Source organism: Hymenobacter lapidiphilus (genome assembly GCF_013377885.1).
Taxonomy (GTDB): domain Bacteria; phylum Bacteroidota; class Bacteroidia; order Cytophagales; family Hymenobacteraceae; genus Hymenobacter; species Hymenobacter lapidiphilus.
Genome location: NZ_JABKAU010000023.1, coordinates 60,120 through 69,184, shown reverse-complemented (window position 1 = coordinate 69,184; position 9,065 = coordinate 60,120). Strand labels below are relative to the sequence as shown.

Annotated in this window: 8 protein-coding genes; all 8 read left to right on the top strand. The window is 57.5% G+C overall.

What is annotated here, in order from left to right; translation table 11 throughout:
* The first annotated feature begins 347 nt into the window (after nucleotides 1-347).
* The 8 genes from HW554_RS12965 to HW554_RS12930 all read left to right on the top strand — a co-directional run bounded on the left by HW554_RS12965 (nucleotide 348) and on the right by HW554_RS12930 (nucleotide 9,004).
* Nucleotides 348-1,484 carry a DegT/DnrJ/EryC1/StrS family aminotransferase gene (locus HW554_RS12965; protein WP_176909015.1) on the top strand — a complete coding sequence of 379 codons (1,137 nt, stop codon included), beginning with the start codon at nucleotides 348-350 and terminating at the stop codon, nucleotides 1,482-1,484.
* Nucleotides 1,485-1,592: 108 nt separating this feature from the next.
* Nucleotides 1,593-2,525 (top strand): NAD-dependent epimerase/dehydratase family protein, encoded by a 933-nt coding sequence (locus HW554_RS12960; protein ID WP_176909014.1) that lies wholly within the window; start codon nucleotides 1,593-1,595, stop codon nucleotides 2,523-2,525.
* Nucleotides 2,525-3,100 (top strand): acyltransferase, encoded by a 576-nt coding sequence (locus HW554_RS12955; protein ID WP_176909013.1) that lies wholly within the window; start codon nucleotides 2,525-2,527, stop codon nucleotides 3,098-3,100. Before HW554_RS12960 ends, HW554_RS12955 begins: the two co-directional genes overlap by 1 nt.
* Before the next feature lie 48 nt (nucleotides 3,101-3,148).
* On the top strand, nucleotides 3,149-4,132 hold the full coding sequence (locus tag HW554_RS12950) for a glycosyltransferase (protein ID WP_176909012.1): 984 nt from the start codon (nucleotides 3,149-3,151) through the stop codon (nucleotides 4,130-4,132).
* A 48-nt stretch (nucleotides 4,133-4,180) separates the two neighbouring features.
* Nucleotides 4,181-5,155, top strand: coding sequence for a glycosyltransferase family 2 protein (locus HW554_RS12945; protein WP_176909011.1), 975 nt, complete (start codon nucleotides 4,181-4,183; stop codon nucleotides 5,153-5,155).
* Between the two features lie 56 nt (nucleotides 5,156-5,211).
* Nucleotides 5,212-6,336, top strand: coding sequence for a GDP-mannose 4,6-dehydratase (gene gmd, locus HW554_RS12940; RefSeq protein ID WP_176909010.1), 1,125 nt, complete (start codon nucleotides 5,212-5,214; stop codon nucleotides 6,334-6,336).
* 82 nt (nucleotides 6,337-6,418) lie between these two features.
* Nucleotides 6,419-7,570 carry a glycosyltransferase family 61 protein gene (locus HW554_RS12935; RefSeq protein ID WP_176909009.1) on the top strand — a complete coding sequence of 384 codons (1,152 nt, stop codon included), beginning with the start codon at nucleotides 6,419-6,421 and terminating at the stop codon, nucleotides 7,568-7,570.
* A gap of 36 nt (nucleotides 7,571-7,606) precedes the next feature.
* Entirely contained in the window at nucleotides 7,607-9,004 is a 1,398-nt protein-coding gene (locus tag HW554_RS12930; protein ID WP_176909008.1) for a lipopolysaccharide biosynthesis protein, read from the top strand.
* The last annotated feature ends 61 nt before the right edge of the window (nucleotides 9,005-9,065 follow it).

The following is a 9,065-nucleotide window of genomic DNA, read 5'->3' as shown; positions in this document are numbered from 1 at the left end:
GGAAGTCAACTAGAACGTCATGCTGAGCTTGTCGAAGCATCTCTACCGCTTCGTTAAACGACCACAACGAAGCGGTAGAGATGCTTCGACAAGCTCAGCATGACGTCCTAACTGATTGCTGGCACTTCCTAAACAGCTTCTTGGTCTTAAGACGACGCTTCGCTCTCTCAGTAGTCGTTGAATACAGCCGGAATGTGAGGGGCGGATATGTCACTCACTCGCTGGAATTATTGCTTCGGATTTGCATGTGCGGAAGTACGATAGTGCTACTTGTTAGGGCTATCTGACTTTGAACCGCTACCTTTGTCGGCGTATTACCTGAAATTTACAATAGCTTCCGCTGTCCTGTGGCTCTTCATACTCCTGCATCTTCCGGCAACAGCTATATTCCGCTGTTCACTACTTTTGTTCATCCCTCGGCGCAGCAGCGCGTGAGCGACGTACTGGCCAGCACTTTCCTGAGCGAAGGCAAGCTGGTGAAGGAATTCGAGAGCCGCCTTGCTTCCGAGCTGGGCATGGCTCACCCTGCTGCGCTCAACAGCGGCACCAGTGCTTTGCATCTGGCCCTAGAGGTAGCTGGTGTCGGAGCCGGTGATGAGGTAATTCTCTCTCCCCAGACCTTTATTGCCTCCGCCATCACTATTGTGCAGGCTGGAGCCAAGCCGGTATTTGCGGATATCCAGTACGAAACCGGCAACATCGACCCGGCCGATATTGAGCACCGCATTACGCCGCGCACCAAAGCAATCATGGCCGTGCATTGGGGCGGTTATCCCTGTGATATGACCGAGATTAAGGCCATTGCTGACAAGCATAACCTGGTCGTTATCGAGGACGCGGCCCACTCGCCGGGGGCTACCTACCAGGGTCAGCCCATTGGTTCCATCTCCGACTTTACCTGCTTTAGCTTTCAGGCCATCAAGCACCTGACGACCGGCGACGGCGGTGCCCTGTGTACCCGCGACCCGGAGAAAGCCCGCGAGGTATTTCGCCGCCGCTGGTTTGGTATCGACCGTGCCAATTCGCCCATGAACGAGATAGGCGAGCGGGAATACGACCTGACCGACGTAGGCTACAAGTACCATCTCAGCGACTATGCTGCCGCCTTGGGCCTGGCCAACCTGGAGGGGTTTGCCGACCGCATGGCCCGCCGTCGAGGACTGGTGCAGCAATATAATGAGGGCCTGACAGGTGTGCCGGGCCTCACCCATTTCGAGCGCAAAGATGACCGGCAGAGTGCCGACTGGCTCTACGGCTTCCACATCGAGAACCGGCTGGCCTTTATCCGGGCGCTGAAAGCGAAAGGGGTGGCGGCTTCGGTAGTGCATGACGGTATTGACCACAACACGCTTTTCGGTGGCAAGCGCATGGAACTAACCCAGCAGCGCCGCTTTGATGAAACTCAAATTCATATCCCCCTGCACGACAATCTGACGAGTGAGCAAGTCGCTTATATTGTCGACGTTATCCGGCAGGGCTGGTAGGCTGCTTGTTGTCAGTTTTTAGTTGTCGGTTGTCAGTGGGCTCACTCTATTGACTAAAAACCGACAACTGGCAACTGACAACGAGCAACTGACAACTAAAAACAACCGATGAAGATTGTATTGTTCGGGGCCTCGGGCTTCGCCGGCCGCAACGTGGCCGATATGCTGCGCAGCCACAACGTAGAATTTGTAGGCACTTCGCTCACGCAGGGCCTCGACCTACGCGACCCAGCCGCCACGGCTGCTTTCTTGCGGGAGCACCAGCCCACGCACATCATCAACTGCGCTGCCCACGTAGGCAGCCTTAACTACGTGACCGAGCAGGCCGCCACCGTGGTGGCCGACAACTCGCGCATGGTGCTGGGCATGTACGAGGCGGTGGCCCAGGAGTGCCCGCAGGCGCTGGTTATCAATCCGATTGCCAACTGCGCCTATCCGGCCACGGCCGACATCTTCCGTGAAAGCGAGTGGTGGGACGGGCACCTGCACCGCTCGGTGCTGAGCTACGGTACCAGCCGCCGCCTGCTATGGGCTGCCGCCGAGTGCTTCCAACTGCAATACGGTGTGCGGAGCATTCACCTGCTCACGCCCAACATGTATGGGCCCTACGACTCGACCGACCCGAACAAGGCCCACGCCCTGAACGCGCTGATTTCTAAGTTCGTGAAGGCTGAGCATACCCAGCAGCCGGAGCTTCCCGTGTGGGGTACCGGTGTGGCCATCCGTGAGTGGCTGTACGCGCCCGACTTTGCGCGGTTGGTGTGGGACGTATTGCAGAATCCCGACCGCCCCGGTCTGGAGCAGCCCACCAACCTGGCCCAGAACGACGGCTTGAGCGTGAAGGAACTGGTCGGCATCATCCAGGATAAGTTTGACTACCAGGGTCGCCTGACCTGGGACACCAGCAAGCCCGATGGAGCTCCGAAAAAGGTGATGGACGACGCCAAGTTCCGAGAGGTATTCCCGGAGTTCAAGTTCACCGACTTTCAGGACGGAATTGCCGAAACGGTGAAGTATTACGAATCGGTTTTCCCTTACTAATGGCCAACGCTCCTTCTCAGCCGTTGCGCTCGGCGCAGTACGACACGGACTTGCTGCAAAGTTGCGGTGAGGATGTATTTATCAGCGCCAATGTGGAAATCCGTCGGCCGCATCTGGTGCGCGTGGGCAGCCATGTTGCCATTGATTCAGGCGTGTACCTGACTACGGCCGCTGAAATCGGCGACTACGTGCATCTGTCGCCTTACCTCACTATTATTGGCGGGGCGCAGAGCACGCTGGTAGTGGAAGATTTCGTGACCATTGCGGCCGGCAGCCGGTTTATATGCGGCTCTGACCGATTTATGGGCGACGGCTTTACGAGCGTAACCGCGCCCGATGAGTACCGGGATACCGTAGACTTCGGTATCATTCGGTGCAGTCGCTTCGCCGGCATCGGCACCAACGTAGTGGTGATGCCCAACGTGACCATCGGTGAAGGCAGTGTAATCGGTGCCTGCTCTCTGGTTACCAAGGATACAGAGCCCTGGACTATTTATATGGGTGTACCTGCCCGGCCCGTAAAAATAAGACCCCGTGAGAAAATGCTGGAATATGCGAAACGCATGGGCTACTAATCCGGAGCATGACTTACAATGAAAGTAACATTCAACTCCTGAAAAATTATGTCTGATTTCGCGATTAGCTACGTGGTTACCACCTACAACAAACTGCCGTACCTGCGGCAGGTGTTGGGACGGCTGGTAGCGGCCCGGCTAGCCGATGAGGAAATTGTGGTGGCCGACGGTGGTAGCACGGATGGCACGCCGGAGTACCTGCGGGAGTTGTTTGAAGCGGGGCAGATTCAGCAGTTTGTGTCGGAGCGCGACAAAGGGGAGTCCCACGGCTTCAACAAGTGCATGCTCATGGCTAAGGGGGGCATCATTAAGCTCATAACTGATGATGATGCCTTCTGCTATTCGGCCATCCGCGAGGCAGCTGGTTTCATGCAGAAGCATCCCGAGGTAGATGTGATGATGGGCTACACAGGTCTGTTGGCGCTCGAAGACCCCCGGTACCTAACGCTATATGAGGATGTTGCCGAAAACTTTAAACGTTGGCTCAACCACAAGGAGGCGGTGTGGATGATTGGCCTGCCAATGCTCATCCGGCGTAGCGCGCTGGCTCTCACCGGGCTATTCAATACCGGCGTGGTGCAGGTTGATACCGAATTTACGTATCGCATCACCAGCCTGAACGTGAGTCTGGCCTGGAGTTCGCAGGTGCTGAGCGTACGCATCGAAAACCCTCAGAGCAACTTCCGGGTGATGGGCCGCAAAACCAGCCAGGACGAGGCTGACCGCATGCGCTACTTCTATGACAAGCGCATTGGTCACAGTTTTGCCGATTATGTTCGGCACAAATCGGGATGGGTAGCAACGCTGAAGAAGCCCATCAGGCCCATCAAACGCGCTTTGTTCGACGTGCTCAAAGTTTCGCAGTACCAGGGGCATGCCCAACTGGAAACCGGCTATACGCCAATGGCAGATGAAACTCCGCTGGATGCTGCCTTCCGCGTAGCCGATGAGTTTATGGACCGCTACAATGCCGAACACCCGGCCGAGTTTCTGTACAAATCCCAAACGCTGACCAAGGCGCTGGGCCAATAGCGGTGGGACATTGCCCCATATTTTCTTTACTTTTTGCTGCTTTATTCCGTGTCTGAATACCGCGTTTCCTACTTGGTTACCACCTACAACAAGCTACCGTATTTGCGGCAGGTGTTGGGACGGCTGGTAGCGGCACGGCTAGCCGATGAGGAAATTGTGGTGGCCGACGGTGGTAGCACGGATGGCACGCCGGAGTACCTGCGGGAGTTGTTTGAAGCGGGGCAGATTCAGCAGTTTGTGTCGGAGCGCGACAAAGGGGAGTCCCACGGCTTCAACAAGTGCATGCTCATGGCTAAGGGCGAGATGCTGAAGTACGTGACCGACGACGATGCCTTCAACTATCCCACTATCCGGGCCTGCGTAGACTTTATGCAAGAGCACCCGGAGATAGATGCCGTGATGGGCTACAATGCAACCACGCAGGAAGAAGACTTGACCTATGCGCGGGTGAAAGAGGACCCAGCCGTAGATTTTATGCGGTGGTATGAGCATAAAGAGCCTTTTTGGATGATTGGCCTGCCTCTGCTCATTCGCCGCTCGTCGCTGCCGCTATTGGGGTTGTTCTACACCGGAGTTGTGTTTGTAGACCTGGAATATACCTACCGAATTTCCACCGTGAAAGCTAATATTGCTTGGTGTACGGCGCTGCTCAGCATGCATGTCGATAATCCCAATGGCAACTTCAACCGCATGAGTCCAAAGGCCCGGGAAACCGAATATACCCGCGTACGCGACTACTTTGTGCAATCCAAGCGCCGGGGCCCAGTACAGGTGCTGCTCGATGCCATGGAAGCCACCAAGAGACCGTTACGGCCTGTCAAGCGGGCTTTCTTCGACCGCATGGGCTGGGCTCAGTTCCAGAACCCCGAAGTATTTGCCACCGGCTACGAGCCCCGCCTCGGCGAAGATCATCTGGCAGCCGTATTCCGAGTGTGTGACGACTTCATGGCCGCGCAAAACCAGCTGCGCAAAACCGAATTCATTTACAAAGCTCAAGCCGTGAGCAAGGTTATGCCCCAATAGGGGCTGCCTGACGGTTTTCTTCTGAAATTTTTGCTGAACATTTTATTTTTCTTTTTATGAAAGTTGCGCTCATTACCGGCATCACAGGCCAGGACGGTGCCTACCTCGCCGAGTTTTTGCTCGAAAAAGGCTACATGGTGCACGGCATCAAGCGCCGTTCGTCGCTCTTCAACACCGACCGTATCGACCACCTTATCAATGATGAGCATGGCCGTAAAAACCCGCGCCTAACGAACCATTACGGTGATTTGAGTGACTCGACGAACCTGATTCGTATCATTCAGGAGGTGCAGCCCGACGAGATATACAACCTCGGGGCCATGTCGCACGTGAAGGTGAGCTTCGACTCGCCCGAGTACGTGGCCGACGTGGATGGCGTGGGTACGCTCCGTATTCTGGAGGCGGTACGCTTGCTGGGTCTCATCAAAAAAACCAAGATTTACCAGGCCAGCACGTCGGAGTTATACGGGCTGGTGCAGCAGGTGCCGCAGTCCGAAACCACGCCCTTTTACCCCCGCTCGCCCTACGCGGTGGCCAAGCTTTACGGCTACTGGATTACGGTGAACTACCGCGAAGCCTACGGCATGTTTGCCTGCAACGGCATCCTGTTCAACCACGAAAGCCCGCTGCGCGGTGAAACCTTCGTGACCCGCAAAATCACCCGCGGTGTAGCCCAGATAGTGCTGGGCATGCGCGACGATATTGCCCTGGGCAACCTGGATGCCAAGCGCGACTGGGGCCACGCCAAAGACTATGTGGAAGCCATGTGGCGCATTCTGCAACAGGAGGAGCCCGAGGACTTTGTGATTGCCACCGGCGTAACCACCACCGTGCGCGACTTCGTACGCCTGGCCTTCGCCGAGGTGGGCGTGGAGCTGGCCTTTGAGGGCGAGGGCGTGGCCGAAGTGGGCCGCGTGGTAGCCTGCACTAACCCCGAGTATCAGGTGGCCGCTGGCACGGTGGTGTGCCGCGTGGACTCCGAGTATTTCCGTCCTACCGAGGTGGAACTGCTCATTGGCGACCCCACCAAGTGCAAGGAAAAACTGGGCTGGGAGCCCAAGTACGACCTGGCCGCGCTGGTGAAAGATATGATGCAGGCCGATATGGACCTGTTCAAGCGTGAGGCGTACCTGCTCAAGGGCGGCCACAAGGTGTCGTGGCAGCACGAGCAGCACCAGTAGCAGCCAACGGTTCTTTCTCTTTCTATTGCCGCCGCCCGGCCCTCGTGCCGGGCGGTTTCGGTAATACCAACCCGTTTGCGCTATGGCCACCAAACCGCTACCGCGCCCTACGCTGTGGCAACGCACCAAAAAACTGGTCGACCGGACGCTCGGCACCGTGGGCGGGACGCTGAGCAAGCCCCCGCAGGCCGAAGAGCTGGAAGTGGCCCCGGCACCCGTAGCGGCCCGCCAGCCCCTGCCAGCCAATGCCGACATGGTGCCGCCCGTGTTCCTGGAAGGCTTCGCCGAGATTTTCGCCGAGATTCGGCCGAACTTCCGGCAGGTGGTGTACCGCCTGCGCGATGCCCGCGTGGCTTGGCACGGCACGGCACTCAAGGGCCTGCGGGTGTTTCTGCCCAGCCTGCCCCAGCCCCGGATGGAGATGGAGTTTGCGGGTACCTTCCTGCTGCGCCAGTTGAAAAGCCGCGCCATCCCGCTGTTGCAAACCAACCCCGTGGGGCTGGCCTTCGACAGCTGGTCGGGCAACTACTTCCACTGGATTGCCGAAGTGCTGCCCCGCCTGGCTCTGCTGCGGCGCGTGCAGCCCAACTGCGTACTGCTGCTGCCCGGCCCCCGGCCGCCCGAATACATTACCCGCACGGTAAGCGCCCTGGGCTTCACGCGCACCCACGTGGTGAGTCCGGGCGAGCTGGTGACGGTGCCCGACCTATGGGTGGCGGCCCGGCCCGGCCGGCACGGCTACATGGTGCCCGAGCTGGTGCGCGAGGTGCGCGAAGCCATCATGGCGAGTCTGGCCCCGCACCTCGACCCCGCCCGCCGGGCCACCCGCCGCCTCTACGTGTCGCGCAGCCGCCAAGGCTGGCGGCAGCTCACCAACGAGGCCCAGGTGGTGGCCGTGCTGGAACGCTACGGTTTCGAAACCATCTACTTCGAGGACATGAGCTTCGTGGAGCAGGTGCGCACCATGTACGAAGCGGCCATCTTCATCGGTATTCACGGGGCCAACATGACCAACATCCTGTTCATGACGCCGGGCAGCCACGCCATCGAAATGATGAGCAACACCTACGTGAACCCCAGCTACCTGGCCATGGCCGACAGCATCGGAGTAAGCTATTCGCTGGTACCGTCCACGCTGGGCTCACCACTGGAAGTGGAGCACAACTACGCTGATATCACCGCCGACCCCGCGCTGGTGGAGCAGGTAATACGGCCCTTGTGCACTGACCGCTAACCATCGGGCTGCGGCTTTTTTGTTAATCCGTTTATTTTGAAGCAAAGAATAAAGCAGTTTGTGCGACAGAATTTGCAGCCGCTGCTGCAAAAAGGCTCATTCGCGCAGAATTTTGCCGTTACGCTATCGGGCTCGGCCGCCGTCACGGCCATCGGGTTTCTACTGTCGCCGGTGATGTCGCGCATCTATCCGCCGTCAGCCTACGGGCAGTTTGCTGTTTTTGGCTCCTTGGCCAGCAACCTGAGTATGGTCACCACGCTTACCTACACGGCCGCGTTTCTGCTGCCTAAAGCAGAGGAGAAATTCTTCTCGCTGGTGCAGCTCACCGTGGCGCTCACCATTGCCACTTGCCTGTTACTGGCCGGCGGCCTGGCCATTGGGGGAAGCAGCGTGCTGCATTACTTCAAAGTGGAGGCCCTGGGCAATCTGTTCTATACTCTGCCGGTGGTGTTGCTGCTGTTCAATCTCAACAGCATCATGAGCGGCTGGTATATGCGCGAAAAACAGTTTTTGAAGCGTTCCAGTGTGGAGGTAACCACGGCCCTGGTGGGGCGCGGGGCCACCATCGGCTATGGCTGGTGGGCTGGCGGAAGCGTGGCGGGCCTGCTACTAGGCGAGTTCATTAATCGTCTCACTAGCACCGTGAGCTTGGCTTCGGGCAGCATCCGTCACTCGTTTGACATGCTATGGCGCACATTTTCCTGGGCCAGAATCCGGGCCGTTGCCGTGGAATACCGGGAGTTTCCGTTCTACTTTTTGCCGGCCAGCTTCATCAATGTGCTGTCCACGCAGCTGCCCATTTATGCGCTTAGCTCTGGGTTCGGCTCCACGCCTGTGGGTCTTTACTCCTTCTCGGTGAGTCTGCTGGAAATTCCTATCAACCTGATTGGCAATGCCATTTTGCCGGTGTTCTGGCAGAAGGCCACCGAAACCCAGAACAATGAGCCGGAGCGTCTGCCCGGCCTTACGCTCAGCCTGTACTATAAGCTGCTATACCTGGGGCTGGTGCCGTTTGGCGTTATCACTATTTATGGTGACATCCTGTTCAAGCTGGTGTTTGGAACGCAGTGGGAGATGGCGGGCGTGTACACGGGCTATCTGGGCTACTATTATGTGTTCAAGCTCATGTCGCAGGCTACCTCGCCCATCTACACAGTGCTCAACAAGCAGCGCTACATTCTGTGGAGCAATGTGTTTCTGTTGGTAGCGCGCGGCCTGGGCCTGGGTATTGGCCTGTGGTTCAAAAATCTCAATCTGGCCCTGCTACTGTTCGGCTTGAGCAGCCTGCTGGCTACCTTTCTCATCGACTTGCAGGTGCTCGCCATGCTGCGGCTGCCGGTGTGGCGCATTGCACTGCGCACCATTGCCATTGTGGGTGTTACGCTCATTATATTAAAGGCTACCAGGATAGGATTTGAATGGATTATCGGTTAGCAAGCATTTAATCTGAATATAATTTATTTGAGACTTTGACGTTAGACCTGGGCTGCAGGTT